19 protein-coding genes are annotated in these 19,839 nt (G+C 53.5%); 1 reads left to right on the top strand and 18 read right to left on the bottom strand.

Annotated elements, in window-relative coordinates; translation table 11 throughout:
* Nucleotides 1–30: 30 nt before the first annotated feature.
* From ABJQ89_RS18300 to ABJQ89_RS18240, 13 genes are all read right to left on the bottom strand, one after another.
* Nucleotides 31–315, bottom strand: coding sequence for a cupin domain-containing protein (locus ABJQ89_RS18300; RefSeq protein WP_348497592.1), 285 nt, complete (start codon nt 313–315; stop codon nt 31–33).
* The gene (locus ABJQ89_RS18295) at nt 315–2,000 is read right to left on the bottom strand and encodes an NAD(P)H-dependent oxidoreductase subunit E (RefSeq protein ID WP_348497591.1); all 1,686 of its coding nucleotides are present in this window, start codon (nt 1,998–2,000) and stop codon (nt 315–317) included. Before ABJQ89_RS18295 ends, ABJQ89_RS18300 begins: the two co-directional genes overlap by 1 nt.
* A 232-nt stretch (nt 2,001–2,232) precedes the next feature.
* On the bottom strand, nt 2,233–3,036 hold the full coding sequence (locus ABJQ89_RS18290; RefSeq protein ID WP_348497590.1) for a polyhydroxybutyrate depolymerase: 804 nt from the start codon (nt 3,034–3,036) through the stop codon (nt 2,233–2,235).
* An 84-nt stretch (nt 3,037–3,120) separates the two neighbouring features.
* Nucleotides 3,121–3,531 (bottom strand): cytochrome C, encoded by a 411-nt coding sequence (locus ABJQ89_RS18285; RefSeq protein ID WP_348497589.1) that lies wholly within the window; start codon nt 3,529–3,531, stop codon nt 3,121–3,123.
* A 121-nt stretch (nt 3,532–3,652) separates the two neighbouring features.
* On the bottom strand, nt 3,653–4,237 hold the full coding sequence (locus ABJQ89_RS18280) for an MOSC domain-containing protein (RefSeq protein WP_348497588.1): 585 nt from the start codon (nt 4,235–4,237) through the stop codon (nt 3,653–3,655).
* Nucleotides 4,238–4,381: 144 nt separating this feature from the next.
* Nucleotides 4,382–6,298 carry an ATP-dependent zinc metalloprotease FtsH gene (gene ftsH / locus ABJQ89_RS18275; RefSeq protein WP_348497587.1) on the bottom strand — a complete coding sequence of 639 codons (1,917 nt, stop codon included), beginning with the start codon at nt 6,296–6,298 and terminating at the stop codon, nt 4,382–4,384.
* A 149-nt stretch (nt 6,299–6,447) separates the two neighbouring features.
* Nucleotides 6,448–6,915, bottom strand: a complete 468-nt coding sequence (locus ABJQ89_RS18270) for a CoA-binding protein (RefSeq protein ID WP_348497586.1) — start codon at nt 6,913–6,915, stop codon at nt 6,448–6,450.
* A gap of 230 nt (nt 6,916–7,145) precedes the next feature.
* Nucleotides 7,146–8,285, bottom strand: coding sequence for a hypothetical protein (locus tag ABJQ89_RS18265; RefSeq protein WP_348497585.1), 1,140 nt, complete (start codon nt 8,283–8,285; stop codon nt 7,146–7,148).
* Nucleotides 8,286–8,507: 222 nt separating this feature from the next.
* Entirely contained in the window at nt 8,508–9,209 is a 702-nt protein-coding gene (locus ABJQ89_RS18260; RefSeq protein ID WP_348497584.1) for an ABC transporter ATP-binding protein, read from the bottom strand.
* Nucleotides 9,202–9,981, bottom strand: coding sequence for an ABC transporter ATP-binding protein (locus tag ABJQ89_RS18255; RefSeq protein ID WP_348497583.1), 780 nt, complete (start codon nt 9,979–9,981; stop codon nt 9,202–9,204). The genes ABJQ89_RS18260 and ABJQ89_RS18255 overlap by 8 nt, the downstream gene beginning before the upstream one ends.
* Nucleotides 9,978–11,837: an ABC transporter permease gene (locus ABJQ89_RS18250; RefSeq protein WP_348497582.1), complete on the bottom strand. Its 1,860-nt coding sequence runs from the start codon at nt 11,835–11,837 to the stop codon at nt 9,978–9,980. Before ABJQ89_RS18250 ends, ABJQ89_RS18255 begins: the two co-directional genes overlap by 4 nt.
* A gap of 90 nt (nt 11,838–11,927) precedes the next feature.
* Entirely contained in the window at nt 11,928–13,136 is a 1,209-nt protein-coding gene (locus ABJQ89_RS18245) for an ABC transporter substrate-binding protein (protein WP_348497581.1), read from the bottom strand.
* Nucleotides 13,137–13,172: 36 nt separating this feature from the next.
* On the bottom strand, nt 13,173–14,240 hold the full coding sequence (locus ABJQ89_RS18240) for an aromatic ring-hydroxylating dioxygenase subunit alpha (RefSeq protein ID WP_348497580.1): 1,068 nt from the start codon (nt 14,238–14,240) through the stop codon (nt 13,173–13,175).
* Between the two features lie 113 nt (nt 14,241–14,353).
* On the opposite strand from ABJQ89_RS18240, the gene ABJQ89_RS18235 reads away from it, so the two are divergent.
* On the top strand, nt 14,354–14,791 hold the full coding sequence (locus ABJQ89_RS18235) for a MarR family transcriptional regulator (protein ID WP_348497579.1): 438 nt from the start codon (nt 14,354–14,356) through the stop codon (nt 14,789–14,791).
* Nucleotides 14,792–14,796: 5 nt separating this feature from the next.
* On the opposite strand, the gene ABJQ89_RS18230 is transcribed toward ABJQ89_RS18235, so the two are convergent.
* The 5 genes from ABJQ89_RS18230 to ABJQ89_RS18210 form a co-directional block, all read right to left on the bottom strand.
* The gene (locus ABJQ89_RS18230; protein ID WP_348497578.1) at nt 14,797–15,381 is read right to left on the bottom strand and encodes an amino acid synthesis family protein; all 585 of its coding nucleotides are present in this window, start codon (nt 15,379–15,381) and stop codon (nt 14,797–14,799) included.
* On the bottom strand, nt 15,378–15,962 hold the full coding sequence (locus tag ABJQ89_RS18225) for an amino acid synthesis family protein (protein WP_348497577.1): 585 nt from the start codon (nt 15,960–15,962) through the stop codon (nt 15,378–15,380). The genes ABJQ89_RS18230 and ABJQ89_RS18225 overlap by 4 nt, the downstream gene beginning before the upstream one ends.
* Nucleotides 15,955–16,785 (bottom strand): UPF0280 family protein, encoded by an 831-nt coding sequence (locus tag ABJQ89_RS18220; protein ID WP_348497576.1) that lies wholly within the window; start codon nt 16,783–16,785, stop codon nt 15,955–15,957. The genes ABJQ89_RS18225 and ABJQ89_RS18220 overlap by 8 nt, the downstream gene beginning before the upstream one ends.
* Nucleotides 16,785–18,266 carry a 6-hydroxynicotinate reductase gene (locus ABJQ89_RS18215; protein WP_348497575.1) on the bottom strand — a complete coding sequence of 494 codons (1,482 nt, stop codon included), beginning with the start codon at nt 18,264–18,266 and terminating at the stop codon, nt 16,785–16,787. Before ABJQ89_RS18215 ends, ABJQ89_RS18220 begins: the two co-directional genes overlap by 1 nt.
* A partial coding sequence (locus ABJQ89_RS18210; RefSeq protein WP_348497574.1) for a molybdopterin cofactor-binding domain-containing protein occupies nt 18,259–19,839 on the bottom strand: 1,581 nt, incomplete at its 5' end. The genes ABJQ89_RS18215 and ABJQ89_RS18210, both read right to left, overlap by 8 nt.

The raw sequence follows: 19,839 nt of genomic DNA, 5'->3' as shown, positions 1-19,839 counted from the left end.
CACCATCGAGCGTGAATGTGATCTGATCGCTCATGATTTATGCTCCACTTCCACAAAGACAATTTTCTGATTGGACCGGTTGATCACGTTGTGCGCAACGCCTGAGGTGCTTGAATAGGCGACGCCAGCGATCAATTCGCTGACAGTTTCATTGCCATCTGCATCAACAATCGTGAGCGCACCTGACGTCATCGGGAGGACCACATAGTCCATGCCGTGCACATGAAATCCTGTCTCTGTGCCCGGCTCGAACGCCCATTCAGTTACACGAACACGTTCGTCATCGATTTGGACAGTTGCGACCGCGCTACTCATCATACTTCATCCGCAAAGTGTTTCATGGTCATTCGAATGGGATTTGGCGCTGCTTGACCAAGACCACAGATGGACGCATCGCCCATAGCTGTGCATAGCTCTTCGAGCAGCGGTTGATCCCATTTATCGGCCTGCATCAGTTTAACCGCCTTCTCGCAGCCAACGCGGCAAGGCGTACATTGACCGCAGCTCTCATCCTCGAAAAAGCGCAACATATTAAGCGCCGCCCCGCGCGCGCTGTCTTTGTCCGAAAGGATCACAACAGCGGCCGAGCCAATAAAGGTGCCTAACGGTTGAAGCGTGTCAAAATCCATTGGAACATCGTTGATGGACGCAGGTAACAACCCTGCCGACGGACCACCTGGTTGATAGGCTTTGAAGGTATGCCCCTCCAACATGCCGCCAGCCGCCTCGATCAAATCCATGATCGTTGAGCCAGCAGGCAAAAGATGCACGCCGGGGTTTTGAACGCGGCCCGAAATGGAATAACTGCGCAGACCTTTGCGCCCATTCTTTTCTGTGCTGGACAGAACTTCTGGCCCTTCACGTACAATGCGCGCGACCCACAGCAGTGTTTCAATGTTGTGCACCAGTGTCGGTTTGTTGAAGATACCCACCTGCGCCACGTAAGGAGGGCGGTGACGCGGAATACCGCGTTTGCCCTCGATGCTCTCGATCATCGCGCTTTCTTCGCCGCAGATATACGCGCCTGCGCCGCGACGCAGATCAATGTAACCCTTTTCGACAAGGCCCGCCTCTTCCAACTTAGCAATCTCTTGCGCTAGAATATGCAGAACCGCAGGATATTCATCGCGCATATAGATGAAGCAAGTTTCAGCCTCGACAGCCCACGCCGCGATCAGCATGCCCTCAAGAAACAGATGCGGTGTGCGCTCTAGATAGTAGCGATCTTTGAACGTACCCGGTTCACCCTCATCGCCGTTCACAGCGAGATAACGTGTACCCTCGTTCGCACGCACAAAGCCCCATTTCTTACCAGATGGAAATCCAGCGCCGCCAAGACCACGAAGCCCCGCGTCTAAAACGGTTTCTTGCACCTGCTCCCAATCACCCTTCTCGCGCAGGGCTTTAAGCGACGCATAACCACCCAAAGCCTCGTAAGCGGCGAAATCCTCATAATCAGGGATATCAGCATGCGTATGTCCTGCCGCGATGGCCGCATTCACCTTCTCGGGTGTTGCATGGTCAATATGGTGATGGCCCAGCTCCAACACAGGCGCAGTGTCACAGCGTCCCATACATGGCGCACGCAAAACGCGCACCTCGGCGGCGTCAAGCCCGCTTTCCAAAGCGGATTTCAAAGCTTCCGCGCCAGCCAGTTCGCAGGACAAGGAATCGCAAACGCGGATCGTCAATGCTGGCGGCGGTGTTTCGCCCTCTTTGACCACATCGAAATGCGCATAGAAGGTCGCGACCTCATAAACCTCTGCCATTGAAATGCGCAGCTCTTCGGCCAGCGCGCGCAGATGCGCCGCGCTCAGATGACCATAGGTGTCTTGGAGCAGATGCAGGTACTCAATCAGAAGATCGCGACGGCACGGTTGATCGCCGAGGAGGTTGCGAACATCATCCCAAGCGTTGTCCTCTAGCTGACGACCTTTGGGCGTATGGCGCCCCTTGCCTTTACCAGATTTCCAAACGCCTTTGCGATCATCAAGCGCCATGAGCATCCTCCCGAAACGGCACAACTTATGCCTTGCTTGAGCAACACCTACGAAATAGGCAGGCGGTCGATCACTCATTTAAGACATAATTTGCCGTAAAAACGGAATTTCAGCATGGCAAAGCCTGTGCAAGTTTCGCTTTGGAAACACTAAATTGAACCGAAATACACAAGCGACTTCACGGCATTCGAATGCGACGTCGTGCTTCAAAATCGATTCTCAGAGGTACCGTTTAGGGATAGGACGGCTCTAGCCCCAGAAGTTCGTCAAGCTGACGCGCGATCCAGCCGTGGGGTATAAAGTGCCCGCCAGGGTGCAAATCCAAAGTGACGCGCCCTGTTGCGCAGGTTTCCCAAACTGTTCGCTCTAGGGTCAAAAAGGAAACCTGTTGCCAAGGTCCAAGCGCTTCGCCTGCGCCGCATTTATACGCGTTACGCCAGATTTGAACGGGATAATTTTGATCGCCATTAGGCCCCATCGGGAATGGCAACACCTGATCGTTCAGCCCATAAACCTGCCGCACTTCAGCAGGCGCGGTTGTGCACTCTTCATCTTGATCCAACGTACCTGCAATCGCGAGCAAAGCGGCGATCCCATTGGCATCCTCGCAGGCAAATCGCCAAGCCATGTTCGCGCCCCAAGAATAGCCTGATACGAAAATTTGGTCCGCGCGTACCGGATAGCGCGCCTTCACATCGTCAATCACCTCCCGTGCAAACGTTGTATCGGGCGACCCTGCGCGACGAAAACTCCAAGATTCATTCAACCCATTCGGCGCAACCAGCAGCACATTCCGGCGACGTGTCGCGCCGCTGATGCGATCATGGTTTACAATCAATGACCCCTGCCGTGCCCACCCATGAAAATGAAACAAAACGGGGAGCGGCGTGACACCATCCCAACCATCGGGTTCTTTTACATGATAGGATCTTTCGCCCAAAGGACATGGGACGGCTTCATGGCACGTTCGCCCGCTCGGGCTTTGTGCTGAAACGGCTGAGGCGGCGAAGAGCAGGGCTATGAGAATCGATTTCATACCTGCAACTTACCGCCTCACCCTTGTCTATCCAGTCACAGCTTCGTCATTGCCTGAATCTGTGACTCAGAGGCCTGAGCTTAGTTACTCAACGACGGATTCAAGATAGGCCACAACGTCCTCTGCACCTTTTTTCAGGCGGAACGACATTTTGGACTTTGCTTTGGAATCATCCAAAACCTCTTTCAGATAACCCTTTGGGTCAGCTGTAAATGCAGCGACGCTTTCTGCATCCCACACGAGGCCTTGCTCGCCCGCGTCCACAATGGATTTACCGTATTTGTAGCCTTCAACCGTACCAGCTGTACGACCGATTACACCATAGAGGTTTGGACCGGTTTTGCCGCCCTTTACGATGATGTCGTCACCATTTTTGATCATGTGGCAAGACTTGCACTTCTTGAATGTCTTTTCACCTTTGGCCGCGTCGCCCTCTGCAAAGGCAGGCGCTGCAAAAACAGTTGCTGCGATCAGTGCTGCATATTTCAAACTCATGTGGCTCTCCTCGACCTTATCAAAAGCTATACAGATGTAGATAAGGGTTTTGAGCCGCAATCAAGCGTATCCGCTGGGCAAACTGCCGCACGACACAATATGCCGCGCTCGTGTTTAAGGCTTAACTCAGCTCTGACCAAAGGGGTTGATCAGGAATATGAAGCCGAAGCTTCATGCCCAACTTCAATGTGCCCACCTGTTCCACAGAAGCCGTAACGCCGCGGCGTCCCTTTGCTGCGGCTTTGAACCCTCTGCCGAGACCTGGGTTTTCAGCATCTATGAAGGGCGCGGGCAAATGGCAGGGCCGATTTTCCATATCAATAACGAGGCCCGGTCCACCCTCTCCAATAAGGCGCGATGACGGGGGGACGTGGCTCCAGTCTGGAATACCCTCGATCACGACCGATGCACCAATGAGGCGCGGCGCGAGGGTCTCTAGCCCCATCGTCTCAGCAATAAGGTCCAGTTCCTCTTGTGAAACGATTGAAAGCTGACGGCTGTTGCGGATTTTTGTGTCGCGCGGATACTGTTGGATCACGCGGCTGCAAGACGGTCGTGTGAGGCCAGAATGATATTCAGGATCGTATCCGGAAAATGTGACAGTCATGCTGTCCAACGCTTGCGACGTCAGATTAACCGAGCTGTCTTCGACCGACCCCAGCCAGTTCACAGTTGCGTAGTACTCAGTGGGTTTTAGGGCTGGCATGATAGAGTCTCCGAATTCACCTACGGTATGGGTGACCTATCAAAGCATCGTAATCAATCCAGAAATTGTGATCGATACAATCACGCAATTCTATGCAACGACGCCAAATGAAAAACCCCGGCGCTTGGCCGGGGTTTTAGAGGTTTAAGCTGTTGGTTCAGGTTCCATCCCACCGGATGGCTTGGACCGAGGCTTGGTCTTTGGAATGGCTGTCACGCTAGGTGCATTGCCTTGATCAGGTGTATCATCCTCATCAGAACCAGCGTTCGGTGCTTCGCCGTTCATCACGCGCTTGATCTCGTCGCCTGTAAGCGTTTCATACTCCAGAAGACCCTGCGCGAGGCGCTCCCACTCTTCATTCTTTTCAGTCAGAATGCGGTGCGCTGTTTCGTAGGCTTCGTCGATCATGCGTTTCACTTCACCTTCGATCAGCTCTTTCGTCGCTGCCGAAATTGAGAAACCACCAGCGCCGTTGCCATTGTAGCCTTCATGCGCTTGCTCATAGTCAATGTTACCGACTTTATCGGACATGCCCCAGCGCAGAACCATAGCGCGCGCCAAACCAGAGGCTTGCTGAATATCGCCAGCAGGACCGTTGGACACGTTATCAGCGCCGTATTTGATGATCTCAGCCGCTTTACCGGCCATGGTCATTGCCATCTTTTCTTCGCACTCAGAACGATGCCAGTTCAGGCGGTCGATCTCTGGCAGGGACACAACCATGCCCAACGCGCCACCACGTGGAATAATCGTCGCTTTGTAGACCGGATCACACTGCGGCAATGCCAGACCAACAACGGCGTGACCTGCTTCGTGGTAAGCCGTCTTTTCTTTTTGATCTTGCGTCAGAACCATGGAGCGACGTTCTGCGCCCATCATGACCTTATCTTTCGCTTGCTCGAAATCTTCCATCGTTACGAAACGACGGCCGACACGTGCGGCCATAAGCGCCGCCTCGTTCACGAGGTTGGCAAGATCGGCACCTGAGAAACCAGGTGTACCGCGCGCGATAATGCGCATGTCGGCATCTGGGCCAAGTGGGCTCTTCCGGGCGTGTACGTTGAGAATTTTCTCACGGCCTTTGATATCTGGGTTCGGAACAGTGACCTGACGGTCAAAACGACCAGGGCGCAGAAGCGCAGGATCAAGCACGTCACGACGGTTGGTCGCGGCGATAATGATCACGCCTTCATTGGCTTCAAAACCATCCATCTCAACCAGCAATTGGTTCAACGTTTGCTCACGCTCGTCGTTGCCACCGCCATAGCCAGCGCCACGATGGCGACCAACGGCGTCGATTTCATCGATGAACACGATGCATGGCGCATTCTTTTTCGCTTGCTCGAACATATCGCGGACACGGGATGCACCGACACCAACGAACATTTCTACAAAGTCAGAACCGGAAATAGTGAAGAATGGCACACCTGCCTCACCAGCAATTGCGCGGGCAAGAAGTGTTTTACCAGTACCTGGAGGGCCAACAAGCAGCGCGCCTTTCGGGATCGTACCGCCAAGGCGGGAGTATTTCTGTGGGTTACGCAGAAACTCAACGATCTCTTCGAGCTCTTCTTTGGCTTCATCAATACCAGCAACGTCATCAAACGTGACACGTCCCTGCTTTTCGGTGAGCATTTTGGCCTTGGACTTGCCAAAGCCCATCGCGCCGCCCTTTCCGCCGCCTTGCATACGGTTCATGAAGTAGACCCAAACACCGATCAACAACAAGAATGGCAAAAGCGAGAGAACGAAGGTCTGGAAACCGGACTGTTCCTGCTGCTCTGCACGGACAGTGACGTTTTGTTCGATCAGGAAGTCAGAAACATTCGCGTCTGTCGGCTTGATCGTTACATAGTCGCTGCCATCCGATCCACGGAAACGAATGCGCTCGCCATCGAGTGTCACATTGGTGACATTTCCGCTGTTTACGGATGAGACGAACTCAGAATAGCCGATTTCGCGGCTCTGCATTGAAGCGTTGTTGCCGCTGAATAGGTTGAATAGTGCCAGTATCAGCAGAAATAGAACGACCCAAAAGGCGATGTTGCGTGCGTTACCCAACGACACTCTCCTTGATATAACTTTGTCGCGTGCCCTAGCACGGCGATGCTCGACTTAAAATAGATACATCGCACTGATCTTCAATGAACAGTGACGCCAAATCTGTGCAATTCGCCATTTAGGGGGAAAAAATGACGAATTTTGGCAAATTATAGCTTAGAGGAAATGACCCCAGTTGCAAAACCCCCCATGCGCAGCTCTCCAAAAAGTCGCTGATATTCGATTTTCGGGCATCGGTTCTGGATGACATCAATGCCTGCCGCTTCGGCTTTTGCCGCGGCCTCTGCATGTTCCACGCCAATCTGCATCCAAATCGTCTTGAGCTGCGGTAAATGCTCTAAGGCTTCATCAACGATTTCTGGCACCGCCTCGGAGCGGCGAAAAATATCTACCATATCGACAGGTTCGGTAATATCCTCAAGCGACGCACGGACCTTTTGCCCAAAGAGTTCTTGGCCCTCATACACAGGGTTTACCGGAATGACCGTATATCCCTTTAGCTTGAGGTAACGCGCGACGTAGTAGCTAGGCCGAACAGGGTTCGACGAAACGCCGACAACAGCCACAACTTTGGTGCGGTTAAGGATGTCGCGAAGATATTTATCTGAATAGCTCATATCTCTTCATGATAAATTTCTTGGGGCTTGGAAAGAAAAATGCGCCCTCGGGAGGGACTTCCCGGGGCGCGAGTGTGGAACGAGGGACAGTTGGGGGACAACGCAATGTTCCAATATGCGCGTCTCTGTGCAACTGAGATAGGTACCCGCTGGAACGGTTAAAGACCCGATCAGAAAATCGTGAACGCTCGGCGAATTTTGGCCTAACTCTCGAAAGCGGCTCGAAAATCTTAGACAGGAACAGGGTCAAGCGTTGGGGTTGCACCGACAAAACTCACATCATCCCAAGTCAGTCCTGTTGCGTTTACCGTAATGATCAATTCTTGGTCCGTCGCGTTATCGCTCTCGAGTAAAACAGAAATTGTTGTCTGACCTGTCGTTGCATCTTCACTCATCTCCGCTTCGTTTACGCTGTAAACGCCGCTTGTAGCAGATGATAAATCGAAGACGATCATATCAATACCAACTTCAAAGTCCGTTACCCGCATCGCTTCGGTCGAACGAACTTCCGAGTCGCTTTCATATGCCCCACTGCTGGTAACTGTGGTTAATTGGAATGTATCTGCACCCTCGCCCCCAGTCATGACCATTGGATTGGTCCAACTGCTGAGAGGTTCTAGCAACTCACGGATATTCAAATCTTGGATCAGAACATCATCGCCTGCTCCGCCGTTTCCGCCAGTTGTATAGCCTGTACCTCCCCAATGAAGATCGTCGCCAACATGAATTGTATCATTCCCTTCTCCGCCCAATGGAATGACATTACCGTTGCTTGAATCCCTTACATCAATGTAATCATTTCCAGCTCCGCCGTCGATTAAGCCAAATCCGTCACCATCTTGGAAACTAACATCGATTTGGTCATCGCCTTCACCGCCCAAAATCGTAGACGACCAAATTCTGCCATCGGCCGGTGTTTCAATAACATCATTGCCTGCGCCACCATCAATTAAGACATCGACACCAGATACCAAGATCGAATCATCGCCATCGCCTCCGGAAATGCTTCCGCCACCGTAGCTAAACACCGCGCCGGTCTTGTGGAGAAACATGATGTCATCTCCTGCGCCACCTTCCACGGTCGCGTTCGAGACAACAATCCGCCCATAACTGCTCTCAACCTCTTCTGGGTCGGGCTCTAGAAAGAAGACATCAGCGTCGTCAGTTCCGGTGACCTCTTCGTCCGATGTCACACCGAAAGCGCGTAAACTGTCCTCGATTGAGGTGTTTTCCTCTTCGCTTGCGGCGTCGTCTATTTCATCATTTGTTTGGCTAGGCTCTTGATCAGGTACATCTTGGCCCTCTTCCTCTGCATCGTCCGAAGTCTCAGAACCAGTGTCCAACACCATTCCCAAGAATAGTGTCGCCATAATCGCTAAAATCCACATCTTAAAATCTCTCACAATTGAAGATTGCAATTATTGAGTGATATTCGCGTCAATTCAAGATGTTGTAGCCGTTTTACCGACTTTTAAACCTCGAAAAGGAGCCCGCCATGTTTTGCGACAGCTAAAAGGAAACATTGAGCGCCAAATCGATTGATTGTCCGCAAAGATTAGCATTGCAAAATAAATCGCGAGAGAATCGCCGCCTCAGACCGAAAGGTAAGTGTCTCGAATGTCTGGATTTGCTTGCAGCTCAGACATTGTGCCTTGGTATTTGGCCGTGCCGCTTTCGATAATCACAACATGATCCGCGACTGCCTGCGCGAAATGCAGGTTCTGCTCGGACAGCAGGACCGTCAGCCCCTCATCTTTGAGCTTAAGGATCACCCTTGCCATCTCCTCAACGATCACAGGCGCGATGCCCTCTGACGGCTCATCAAGCAAAATCAGGCTCGGATTGCCCATCAAGGTGCGCGCGATGGTCAGCATTTGTTGCTCGCCGCCTGAAAGCTCTTTGCCGCGATTGCTGCGCCGCTCTGCAAGGTTTGGGAACATGTCAAAGAGCATGTCTTCGTTCCACGTCACCGTGCCCTCGCGCGCAGGTTGGCGACCCACTTCAAGGTTTTCTACGACGGTAAGGTCGGTAAAGATGCGGCGTTCCTCGGGAACATAGCCGATGCCCATCTTAGCAACTTTATGGGGCTGCAATCGGGTAATGGTCTGATCTTGATAAGTCACGCTGCCGGTTTGAGGCACAACCAATTGCATCACAGATTTCATCGTGGTCGTTTTGCCCGCACCGTTGCGCCCGAGCAAAGCGACGACCTGTCCGCGTTCAACTCCAAAGCTCAAGTCATTCAGGACATGCGCCTTGCCGTAGAAGCTGTTTACGCCTTTGATCTCAAGCATTGGCGCTCTCCCCGTCGTGTTTAAAGAGCGTTCCGCCCCCGAGATAAACTTCGCGAACGCGATCATCGTTGCGGATTTCTTCGACCGACCCGTTGGCGATCAATTGCCCACGGTTAAGAACCATGACGCGGTGCGCATGGGCAAAAACGACGTCCATATCATGCTCTGTGAACAGCACGCTCACGCCGCGGCTTTCAACAATGTCGGCAGTCAATTGCATCAGCGCTATGCGCTCCGCAGGGGCCATGCCAGCTGTCGGTTCATCCATCAACAGCAAGGTTGGCTCATGCACCAAGGCAATCGCCAATTCCAGACGTTTCAAATCACCGTAGGCCAAAACCGCGCAATGGCGTTCCGACTGATCCGCCATGCCGACAAGATCAAGAAGCTCCATCGCCGTATCGCGGTACATTTCATGGGCGCGTTTGGTGAAGGAGTAGGTTTTGCGATGGTGCGAAATCAGCGCCATTTGAACGTTCTCGATCACCGTCATGGACGCATAAGTCCCTGTGATTTGAAACGTGCGCCCTACCCCAAGTCGCCAGATTTGACGTGGTTTCATACCGCCAATGTTCTTGCCGTTGAGCGTCACCGTGCCCGCGCTCTTTTTCAACTGGCCCATGAGCATGTTGAAACAGGTGCTTTTACCCGCGCCGTTTGGACCAATCAGCGCCAGCAGCTCGCCCTTTTGCAAGGAAAACGACACATCATCCACAGCTTGGATCGCGCCAAAGGCTTTGCTGAGACCTTTTACTTCAAGAACCGCGCTCATGCCTGATCCTCCCGCTTCATCAAGCCGATGCGCTCTGCCACCTTGCGCGCTGTGCCCGCGATGCCATCAGGGGCCAAGATCACGACGAAGATGATCAAAAGACCCAACAGCAAACGCCAGTATTCAAAGCGCGTGATGTAATCCTTCGCGCCTTCCAAGGCCGCGCCGCCAACCACGCCGCCCGCCAGTGTTTTCACACCGCCCAAGAAGACTACGATCAAGGCGTCAAAGCTACGTGCGATTTCCAGCTCGTTCGGGAAGATTGACCCCTTGGAGAAAACGAATAGCCCCCCAGCAATTCCCGCCATTGCACCCGCAAAGCCGAAAGCGACCCATTGTACGTGCTTGGTATCGATACCTGTCGCTTCGGCTTGGCGCTGACTGTCGCGTGCAGCGCGCAGGGCATAGCCAAAGGGCGAATGCGCCGTGTGCCGTAGCATGATGATACCACCGATACAGAGCACCAAAGCGAGGTAATAGAAGGTCGTTGTTCCAGATGCCCATTCAGACGGCCAAATATCCACCAGACCATCATCACCGCCAGTGAATTCGCCCCACTGGAAAACGAGTGACCAAAGCAGCTGCGCAAAGGCGAGCGTGAGCATCGCAAAATAAACACCAGTGAGGCGTAAACAGACCCAACCGAAGATGATTGCCGTCAATCCCGCCGCCAAAGGTGCGAGGATGAGCGCCAGCTCCATGGGCGTTCCCGCATAGGTGACGAGCAACGCCGCCGCATATGCACCACCGCCAAAGTAAGCGGCATGGCCAAAGGAGACGAGCCCGCCAAGGCCAAGCAAGAAATGCAGTGATGCAGCAAAAAGACAGAAAATCGCAATGTCGGTGATGAGAACTTGGATGAAGCTATCGCCAACCAACGGCAAAAGACCAAGCGCCACCAATCCGACCATGACGATCATGCGCGCGGTTTGTCCCGCGGGTTTGATCGGGCGCTCAGGTTCACCCACCTGACCATGCTCGCCTGCGACTTCCTCGCGCCCAAACAGACCGAAAGGGCGGAAGATGAGAACGACGACCATGACAACAAACATCAACGCCAGCGTTGATTGCGGAAGATAGTTTACCCCGAATACGTTGAGAACAGAGATAAGAACTGCCGCCACATAGGCCCCGGGCAATGAGCCCATGCCGCCGATCACGACGACCACGAAGATCGCGCTCAGAATGTTAAAATCCATCAACAAATCTGCGCCGCCCTTGGGCAATTGAACCGCTCCGCCAAGACCTGCAAGCGCGCAGCCGAGGAAGAAAACACCTGTGAACAACCATGCTTGATTCACACCCAAAGCGCCCACCATTTCGCGGTCTTGCGTGGCAGCGCGCACCAAAATGCCTGTGCGGGTCTTGGTGATCAGCCACCACAAAGCGACGGCAACAAAAGGCGTCAGCGCGATCAGCGCGAGATCATATTGGGGCACAGGCTCGCCCATGATCCGAACAATGCCCTTAAGACCCGGCGCACGTGGTCCGAGCACATCATCTGCGCCCCACACGAGCAGTGCCAAATCTTGGATCACAAGAATGACCCCGAAGGTCGCGACCAATTGAAACAGTTCAGGCGCCTTGTAGACAGGCCGCAGAACCAGAATTTCAACGATAATGCCAATTATGCCGACAATCAGGCCAGCAAGAAGAATTGATGTCCAGAAGCCCCACGCGCCGGGCAAAACCTGCATGAAGGAATATCCAACATAGGCGCCAAGCATGTAAAAAGAGCCATGTGCAAAGTTCACAATGCGCGTCACGCCAAAGATCAGCGATAGTCCTGACGCCACCATAAACAGCGCACTCGCGTTGGCCAAACCGGTCAGGATTTGTGCGATGAAGAGACCCATGGTCTGCTCCTGTCATCAAAATTGTAAGGAAGATGGATACGACCCGCGCGCACGCGAGCCGTATGTCGATATCAGAAGAAGCAGGTGTTCTTAGTTACCTGAACCACGAAGCTTCATAACTTCTTCATCGGACAGCGTGTAGTCAGCGCCGTCTTTGTAGACCCAATCAACCATCGTGCCTTTGCCGTCTTTCAACGCAACTTGACCGACATAAGCGCCCATTGTCGCTTGGTGATCTTGCGAACGGAAGACGATGTCGCCAACCGGTGTGCTGACCGGCAGATCAGAGAAGGCTGCGCGGATCGCTTCGCTATCGGTGGAGCCTGCTTTTTCCAGAACTGCCACAACAGATTGCACCGTCATATAACCGACGAGTGAACCGATACGTGGGTGATCGTCGTAACGCGCCATGTAGGTGTCAACGAAACCTTTGCCCGCTTCATCCGTGATTTCAGCCCATGGGTAACCTGTGACGGTCCAACCTTCTGGCGCTTCATCGCCAAGTGGATCGAGATACTCTGGCTCACCAGACAGCAGACCATACACATTGCGACCTTCAAAGAGACCACGTGTTCCGCCTTCACGCACGAACTTGGCCAAGTCACCACCGAAGGTCACGTTGTAGATCGCATCAGGTTTTGCGCGTTCAATGGCTTGTGCCTCAGCACCCGCATCGATTTTGAAAAGCGCAGGCCACTGCTCAGCTACGAATTCGACGTCTGGCTTCAGCTTCGTCAAAGCCTTTTTAAAGGCCGCGACTGCATCTTTGCCGTAAGCATAGTTTGGCGCGATTGTTGCGTAACGGATTGCGTCTGTTTTAGCCGCTTCTTCCGCGAGCATCGCCGCTTGCATGTAGGTCGAAGACCGCAGACGGAACGTATAATCGTTGCCCTTTGACCATGTGATCGCATCCGCCAGAGGCTCTGAGGCGAGGTAGACGTATTTCTTTTCTGCTGCGAGCGACGAAATCGCGAGGCCAACGTTCGACAAAATCGTGCCAGTCAACATGACCGCGCCCTCACGCGTCATCAATTCTTCAGCGATTTTAACCGCTTCGCCCGGCTTACCTTGGTCATCGCGGAAAATGAATTCCAGCGGCTTACCTAAAACACCACCCGCGGCGTTGACTTCTTCTAGTGCCAATTCAATGCCCAGTTTGTAAGGGCCAGCAAAGGCGGCAAGGCGTTTGTAGTGGTTGATTTCACCAATTTTAATCGCGTCTTCAGCAAAGGCTGGCAGACCTACAGCAGCAATCGCCGCTGCTCCTACAAGACTTTTCAAAAATGTTTTACGTTTCATGATACTTCCTCTGTTGATGGTCCAACTTTGACAACGTCAATCGTGTTGTACAAACGTCGGGTGAAGTGGCTCGCCTAAATCTTCTGTTGCCTCGGCCTCGACAAGGTCGCGAATTCGTTTGCGATACACGTTGGGCCCTTTGTCGATAGCAATTCTAATTGGCTTGCGCTTTTGTGGTCGCTGCTCTTCTAGATGGATTGCTTCTAAAACTTCTTTATCTTCCGCAAACGCGATCCTGAACATGGCATCCATTTGCTCAGATGCCGTAGCGTCACCCACTGCGGTATTACGCAAATGCATCCAATGATCAATCGTATAGTCTTGGGTGACGGGCGTCACAAAATGAAGGGCAAAGATGCGCACACCTTTATCGCGCTCTTCTTCACTTAGGTTCGCCTCGACAGCTGCGCTCCCAAAATCGATAACAGCTGTGCTTGGCATATGAAGATGATAGTAGTGCCAGCGATCAACGTGCCCCTCAAACCCGCCAAAACTCTGGAAAAAACCGACAGGCGGTGAATCCTTGATCCATCGCCAAGCAAGGATCGTATCGCCCGAGGTCGAGACATGAACCGGCACATTTTCCGATGCTGCACTGCCGAGCGTCGTCGGATGAACAAAGCTTACGTGCGCAGGGTCCACAAGGTTTTCAGCAACGTTCAAATAGTTCGCTTTCAGGTGCAATCCGTCACCATGATGCGCATGCCAATTTGGATCTGAAAACTCAGGCATATCGAAGACTGGTGTCTGGCTCGCGAGCTCAGCCTCGCCGGGCCAAACCCAAACGATTCCATTGGCTTCATGGACAGGAAATGTATCGACATAAGCCGAAGCAGGTAGATTTTCTTGCCCAGGAACGCGTACACATTTTCCATCTCGGCCAAATGTCATCCCGTGATAGCCACATTGCACTGTATCGCCGATCCGTTTCCCTTTTGAGAGCGGCAAAAGCCGATGCGGGCAGCGATCCTCCAGCGCTACGATTTCACCATCAGATGCTCTGAACAAAACCATGTTCTGTTCAGTTATCGTAATCGCGCTCAGGACCTCGCCAAAGTCTTTCGACCAGCCAGCGACATACCAAGCATTGCGCACAAACGACATTTCGAGCTATCCTTTCAGAATTGGCTAGATGCGTTCATTCGGCACTATAAACTCGTTCGTTGTCAAACAAATTTTTCGAATTTTACAACCGAAATCAGAAAGAAAGCGGATAAATGGGAAAACCTGCGCAATCCCATCTCGATATGCAAGAATATCGTCTCGAAGATCAGATCGGTTTCAAGCTAAGACTTGCCAACCAAAAGCATTTAGAGCTCTTCGCGAACATGATGCCGGAAGCGACTCCTACCCAATTTGCGATCCTGTCCCGCCTCTTTGCAGATGGGGCTACGTCGCAGAACCAACTTGGCCGCCGTGTCGGAATGGATGCCGCGACAACCAAAGGCGTTGTTGACCGTTTGCGCACGAAAGGTTGGGTAAAAAGTACACCATCCGCGACGGATTTACGTCGTCTAGACATTTCTTTGACAGATGCTGGCACTGAATTTGCGAAACGAGCGATCGAAATTGCGAAAGACATTTCAACGCAGACAACATCAAATTTAAGCATAAGAGAGCGCGACCGTTTGCTCGCGCTCTTGAGTAAGCTTTAAGCGGCTTATTTCAAGCCGTCTTTGCCGATGGCATCTTCGTTCGTCAGACCACCGACACGCGGAAGTGGACGTCCACTATCCGTCACCGCAACAGCGACCAAGATTTCATTGCCGCGCGGCGCATCATTCATACGAACTTCGACACCATCGAAATGTGATCGCACATAGGCAGCGTCTTTGTGGCCCAACGGAACATCCAAATCCTGTCCTGGTCCGCCCATCTTCTTGGAGGACGGCACGAGCGCTGCGCCTTTTTCAACCTCTTTACGAAGGGGCGCGCCAAGCTTCGGGTGCAAAATGGCAGCGGCATGTTCGAGCTCACCGTTCTCTCCAACCATTGCAGCTTTGCCGTAGCTTTCCGCATCAGCAGGCGAAATTCCCAGCGCCTCAACGCAGCGTTTGCCCAACACTTCGCCCAGTTCTGCGCCGATATCCATCAAAGGCGTCAAATCTTCGGTGTATCCGCCTGCAAACGGGTTCGCGATCACGGCAACAGCAACAGCTTTGCGCGTAGCGGGCGCGATTTCACGGCCCGCTTCACGATGTGTTTCTTCGACCCAAACGGCAATTTTGCGAATGTCAGCGCTCATCGTAGACCATCCTCTCCTTTGATATCAGCGGCCGCCAAACCACCCATGCGATCATGGATGCGGCCACCGGTGCTCATCACCAGAACAAAGGCCAGTTCATTGGCGCGCGGTGCATCGTTCATGCCGACTTCCATCGCATCGAAATGACCACGCACGTAAGAAGCATCGATATGTGTGATCGGCACATCCAAACGCGCGCCTGCTGCGCCGACTTTCTTTGTAGAGGGAACAATCGCTTTGGCACCACCAAGCAATTCACGCATCGCATAACCGCCCGGAACATGCCAAAGCGCGCCGTGCTCCGCTTCCCCGTTCACGCCGACGATAGAGCCTTTTCCATAGCCCTCGATCAGTTTCGGATCACCGCCCAGCGCGTCGATCAGTTTTTGACCCATCTGCAAACCAAGCGGTTTCAAATCTTCCATGAACGGTTGGATATCTTCCACATAGCGCCCCGCGTAAGGGTTCGCGATAACCGCAACCACCGCGCCGCGTTTGTGCGGCACGTTCGCTTTGGGGCCACCTTCGTGGTAAATTTCTTCGATGAATGTCGCGACTTTGCGAATTTCGACGTCAGGCATGGGCCAGCACCTTTCTCGTGTTCAAGTCTATTTGTCGGCTTTGGCCACGCAAATGCAAGCTGGCTGCCTGAATAAGTTTGTTGTTTCGCATCGCCCGCGCTGTGCGCAACCCTGCGTCTAGCGCATTTGCGCAATCTGCTTTGCTCAGCGAACCGACATATGTCACGACATCGCGCGCGCCAAGATCGCTTTCATCGCGTACTTGTTCCGCAGGCACACGTTTGATTGCAAGATGATCTGGCAAATCCACAGCGCCCGCGATTAAGGTCGCTGCGACATCAGCCATGCTTGCGCTTTGCGCCAACGTCGTAACGCTCTCTGCGATACCGAAGGAAAGACTTCGCCCACGCTGACCGCTCGTCGCAATACCGCGGATCGCGTCGTTCGCAGTCAACTTTAGTTTACCCAGCGCGTCGCCGTTCACCCCAGCCATCGCCACAGAAAACGTGGCATCCCCTGTCAAATGCAGCGCAATGTCACCGCCATTGTTCACATAGGCCCGCTTGAGATCAGCCGCCTCTGTCATCGCTGTTAAAACAGTTTCGGCCACTGCACCGGCAACGCCAGCCATAGGTGTGACGAACCCATGATGCTTTTGCACGGCCTTCCACATTTTGCGCGCAACAACGCCCTTTGGCGCGGGTCCATCCGCAAGTTTCAGGAGATCAATCTCATCCATCAACTCAGCTAGAATTGAGCTCAAACGTGCGCGCGCTGCGGCGAAGGCCTTTGCACGATCCCCTTCCACGCCAATGATCAAATCAATCGGTCCGTGTTGAAGATGTAGCCTGTCTCCAGACAAAAGCGCCGCTTGGACCTCCATCAGATGCGCCCGTTTCGCTTTTGTTGCTGCACGATGTATGGATCAGTTTGCGACACCGCGGGCGCGACTTTACGCAAATCACCCGCCATGACAGCATCAGCCGTCTGGATATAATCCATATGACCGCCCAGCGCAGAATAATCCTCGCGGCGCAGGGTGAACTCAATCGGCGCAACCAAGGCTGGCGTTGGCACATAGCCAAAGGAATTGCTTGGCATATCGAGCACGTCAACCATCACGGTAATGCCGCCGCCCGGCCAAACATAGGCCTCTGCTCCACCGCAAGAGACATAGGTCAGCGCGTCTTTGACAGAGCGTGTTAAGCGCACAGGATTGTCCGTAACGCCCGCGCGCAGACTGCCGCCTGCACCGCCCATGAACAAAACAGAGCAGAGCGAAGGTTCACAGTTTTCCGCAATCCGATCCGCGCTCAGACGCAATTCGTCAGAGATATCCGCAGGTTGCGGCTGTAGATTTTCATCGAGCTCATAATAGGCCCATTGCTCACCCGTCGTAGACACCATGAGCAAGCGCAAGCCCGGCCAAGCCTTTTTCGCATCCGCGGGTTTGAGAACACTCAAAGGATCTTCGACGTCGGTCCCACCCCAACCAGTACCTGGCTCAGCCACCTGAAAATAGCGACCGGGTGTAGAGCGTCGGCCTTGAATTTTGATCCCAGAGGGGCGCATATCCAGTTGCTTACCTGCTTCATGTTCACTCAAAACGCCCGTGATGTGATCATCAACGACAATCACCTCATCCACATGCGGCTCCCATTGTTTGGCAAACATGCCGATGGTGGCAGAGCCACACCCAACCCGCATGAGCTTCTCAGGCTTGCCATCGATGATCGGCGCTTTGCCCGCTTGCACTGTAATCGCAGCGCCCTCATCGATCTGCATTGTGACCGCTTCGCAATTGCAAAGCTTCAGCAATGCATCGCAAGTGATGCGCCCTTCTGCTTTGCTGCCGCCCGTCAAGTGTTCAACGCCGCCAAGAGACAGCATTTTTGAGCCATATTCAGAGGTGGTTACATGTCCAATCGGCTCGCCGTTGATACGGACGGCCGCTTGTTCGTGTCCAATAAAGCGATCTGTATCGATCTTCACTTTGACGCCGCAGTAGGAAAAAATCCCCTCAGTGACGACGGTAATCATATCTACGTCATCCACGTCTTGGGACACAATGAAGGGGGCAGGTTTGTAATCAGGATAGGTCGTGCCTGCGCCCACCGCAGTCACAAAATTGCGGCTTCCTTGGAATACATCACCATCCCATTCTGAGCCGTCTTTGTCCTGATCCAGAAAGGCCACCGCAGGTGCGCCGCGTTCAATCACCGTAAGCGGATCAAGGCGAACAAGCTCACCCGCATGGTTGGCATAGCGATCACAAGCGCCTGCTTTGCCCTCCGCAATGAAACACATCACAGGACAGGCATCGCAGCGAATTTTTTCTGGCTTCACGCGAACATCATCAGGCATATCCTGCCTCCTTCAAAGCGGCGCGCACACGGTGCGGCAACGCTGGCACATGACGGATACGCACGCCCGTCGCGAAATGTATTGCGTTGAGAATTGCGGGCGCGGTCGGGATAAGCGCATGCTCGCCCAGCCCCTTTGCACCGAAAGGTCCGTGCGCGTCTGGCTCTTCTACAATCACTGTTTCAATGGGCGGCACATCACCAATCGTCGGGATCAGATAGTCATGCAGATTGTCTGTACGTCCCGGAATAAATTCTTCCATCAGCGCCATGCCCAAACCTTGCGAGACGCCGCCCTGCACCTGCCCTTCGACAAGCAGCGGATTGATCGCCAATCCCACATCATGGGCCGCAACAATGCGCAACGGCGTAACCGTGCCAAGCTGCGTGTCCACGTCAACCACTGCCAAATGCGCCGCATAGCCAAATTGGGCATAAGGCACGCCTTGGCCGTTTTCATCTAATGGTGACGTCGGCGGATCATAACTCGCCACTGCACGCATCACATAGCCATCATCCCCGATGTCCATGTCCGCCAACGTCACCTGATGCGCGCCCCCAATGCGCAAAGCACCCTCTTCAAGTTTAATCTGTGCGTCCTTGGACGCATTCACCAACGCGAGCACTTGTCTGCGCAAGCTTTCACCCGAAAGCTTAGCCGCATTGCCTGTTACGAAGGTTTGCCGCGACGCAGATGTTTTGCCCGCGTCTGGCGTAATGTCAGTATCCGCCCCTAAAAGGCGCACATGTTCGACAGAGACCCCAAAGGCCTGCGCGAAAATCTGGGTAATGACAGTGTTGGAGCCTTGGCCGATGTCCACCGCACCTTGATGCAAAACCAACGTTCCATCCGCGCGCAATCCACATTTGATCGTCGAAGGGTTCGCCATCGACGTGTTCCCACACCCGTACCAGCCGGCCGCCAATCCAACGCCACGTTTCAAGTAGCGAGACTCTGCATTGAAAACCTCGCAATTTGATTGCTCTTCGAGCCAAGCCGCGCGCAGCGCCTCTAAGCAGGCTTTGACACCCACGCCCTTTTCAAACGTCTGGCCAGACACCGTTGGCACATTGTTATCAAGCGCGTTCAAAATTCGGAAATCGAGGGGATCCATCTCGATAGCTGCCGCCAATTCATCAAACAAAGTTTCTTGCGCGATTGCAGATTGAGGGACTCCAAAACCACGAAAGGCACCGGCAGGTGGGCAATGGGTGTAGATCCCCTTGGACTGCGCCCGATAGTTTGGAATGCGATAAGGGCCGGACGCGTGCAAGGGGACGCGATTGGCAACAGTTGGCCCCCAGCTCGCATAGGCCCCCGTATTAAAATCACCGTCGAACCTTAGCCCTGTAAGCTTACCATCTTTGCGCACACCACCTTTGATCGTAATCCGCCCAGGATGGCGTTTCGTGGAGGTCGCCATACTTTCAAGGCGGCTGAGCGCCATACGCACAGGCCGACCCGTGACAAGAGCGCCGAGCGCGACATAGGGATGGACTGTGAGATCAAGTTTCGAGCCAAAGCCGCCACCAACCGCAGTCGGCACAATGCGAATATCATCCAAGGACATGCC

The organism is Planktotalea sp., from assembly GCF_039984035.1.
In the GTDB taxonomy this organism is placed as follows: domain Bacteria; phylum Pseudomonadota; class Alphaproteobacteria; order Rhodobacterales; family Rhodobacteraceae; genus Planktotalea.
Note: the sequence above shows the minus strand (reverse complement) of the source record. Positions and strands in the feature narration are given on the sequence as shown.

Coding starts and splice junctions, on each gene's coding strand:
- ABJQ89_RS18300 (WP_348497592.1), bottom strand. CDS start 315: ATGAGTAGCGCGGTCGCAACTGTCCAAATCGATGACGAACGTGTTCGT.
- ABJQ89_RS18295 (WP_348497591.1), bottom strand. CDS start 2,000: ATGGCGCTTGATGATCGCAAAGGCGTTTGGAAATCTGGTAAAGGCAAG.
- ABJQ89_RS18290 (WP_348497590.1), bottom strand. CDS start 3,036: ATGAAATCGATTCTCATAGCCCTGCTCTTCGCCGCCTCAGCCGTTTCA.
- ABJQ89_RS18285 (WP_348497589.1), bottom strand. CDS start 3,531: ATGAGTTTGAAATATGCAGCACTGATCGCAGCAACTGTTTTTGCAGCG.
- ABJQ89_RS18280 (WP_348497588.1), bottom strand. CDS start 4,237: ATGCCAGCCCTAAAACCCACTGAGTACTACGCAACTGTGAACTGGCTG.
- ABJQ89_RS18270 (WP_348497586.1), bottom strand. CDS start 6,915: ATGAGCTATTCAGATAAATATCTTCGCGACATCCTTAACCGCACCAAA.
- ABJQ89_RS18265 (WP_348497585.1), bottom strand. CDS start 8,285: ATGGCGACACTATTCTTGGGAATGGTGTTGGACACTGGTTCTGAGACT.
- ABJQ89_RS18260 (WP_348497584.1), bottom strand. CDS start 9,209: ATGCTTGAGATCAAAGGCGTAAACAGCTTCTACGGCAAGGCGCATGTC.
- ABJQ89_RS18255 (WP_348497583.1), bottom strand. CDS start 9,981: ATGAGCGCGGTTCTTGAAGTAAAAGGTCTCAGCAAAGCCTTTGGCGCG.
- ABJQ89_RS18250 (WP_348497582.1), bottom strand. CDS start 11,837: ATGGGTCTCTTCATCGCACAAATCCTGACCGGTTTGGCCAACGCGAGT.
- ABJQ89_RS18245 (WP_348497581.1), bottom strand. CDS start 13,136: ATGAAACGTAAAACATTTTTGAAAAGTCTTGTAGGAGCAGCGGCGATT.
- ABJQ89_RS18240 (WP_348497580.1), bottom strand. CDS start 14,240: ATGTCGTTTGTGCGCAATGCTTGGTATGTCGCTGGCTGGTCGAAAGAC.
- ABJQ89_RS18235 (WP_348497579.1), top strand. CDS start 14,354: ATGGGAAAACCTGCGCAATCCCATCTCGATATGCAAGAATATCGTCTC.
- ABJQ89_RS18230 (WP_348497578.1), bottom strand. CDS start 15,381: ATGAGCGCTGACATTCGCAAAATTGCCGTTTGGGTCGAAGAAACACAT.
- ABJQ89_RS18225 (WP_348497577.1), bottom strand. CDS start 15,962: ATGCCTGACGTCGAAATTCGCAAAGTCGCGACATTCATCGAAGAAATT.
- ABJQ89_RS18220 (WP_348497576.1), bottom strand. CDS start 16,785: ATGGAGGTCCAAGCGGCGCTTTTGTCTGGAGACAGGCTACATCTTCAA.
- ABJQ89_RS18215 (WP_348497575.1), bottom strand. CDS start 18,266: ATGCCTGATGATGTTCGCGTGAAGCCAGAAAAAATTCGCTGCGATGCC.